Genomic DNA, 1062 nt, shown 5'->3' with positions numbered 1-1062 from the left:
GCGCCGTCATCGCCTGGTAAAGTGCTGCCGCCCCACCTGCCTTGCCGATGGCGGACAAAAGCTCACGCCGTGTCGGCGGATCGATATCGATCATGATCGCTGTTCCCGATAAGGATGTTGGAATAGGAGGCTCTCCCCGGAGGGAGAGCCTCGATCAGCCAGACTATTCGTCGCTGGCGGGCAGGCTGGCCGCGATCTTCTTGACGTCCTCTTCGGTCACCGGCTCGGCATAGTTGTTGCCGAAATGGGTGCGGAGATAGCCCACCACCCCGGCAATCTGGTCCGGCTCGATCATGCCGGCGAAGGACGGCATGCCGCCCTTGCCGCGCAGGATCACGTTGATCGGATAGGAGGCGTCCTTGAGGTTCGGATTCGCGGCGAGGGCCGGGATGTTGCCCGCCCCGCTTCCACCCTTCGCGTCCGGCATGTGGCAGGCCTGGCAGATCTGCTGATATACCTGTTCGCCGGAAGAGGCGATCGACCCATCGGTCGGGCCGCCGCCCGGCCCATCACCCGAGGACTGGCCGATCGCCTGGCTCGCGATGCCGGCCAGGACCATCAATGCCGCCGCCGTTCCTGCAATTTTGCGATACATCATGCTCATGCCTCCTGTGCCTGCTTGTGCAGACGGGTGATGGCGTCGAGCGAGGAGAGGATCGCACCCTCCATCCACGCGCCATAGTAAGAGGCATGCTCGCCCGCGAGTATGACACGTCCGTCGATCGCGACGAGGTTCTGATAATGCTGCTTGCGGGTCTCGTCCGTCCAATCCGCGGCGCACCCCACGATCCACGGCACGCGGCTCCAGGCGACCGCGACGCCGTTCATGAACTCCTTGCGATATTGCGGGTGGAATACCTCGCCCTGCGCCAGTGCGGCTTCGATCCGCTGCTCGGGCGTCATGCCGGAGAATTGATAGGAGGCCGCGCCGCCCGCATAGGCGCCGAGCAGCACTGCGGGTCCCTTACCGAACATATTGTCGTTGGGATAGGAGACGAGGCCGATGGTCTGCGAGGTGAAGCTGTGCCCGCCATAGATATGGTCGTCCTCCTCCCAGAAGCG

At 63.8% G+C, this 1062-nt stretch carries 2 protein-coding genes; both read right to left on the bottom strand.

Features of this window, described 5'->3' with window-relative positions; translation table 11 throughout:
• Positions 1–163: 163 nt before the first annotated feature.
• Entirely contained in the window at positions 164–598 is a 435-nt protein-coding gene (locus tag CLG96_RS18405; protein WP_207796764.1) for a c-type cytochrome, read from the bottom strand.
• A gap of 2 nt (positions 599–600) precedes the next feature.
• Positions 601–1062, bottom strand: a 462-nt coding sequence (locus CLG96_RS18400) for a flavin monoamine oxidase family protein (protein ID WP_207796763.1), incomplete at its 5' end; no start/stop codon positions are given.

The sequence above is a fragment of the Sphingomonas oleivorans genome (assembly GCF_003050615.1).
In the GTDB taxonomy this organism is placed as follows: Bacteria; Pseudomonadota; Alphaproteobacteria; order Sphingomonadales; family Sphingomonadaceae; genus Sphingomonas_H; species Sphingomonas_H oleivorans.
This window is presented reverse-complemented; position numbering and strand designations above follow the sequence as displayed.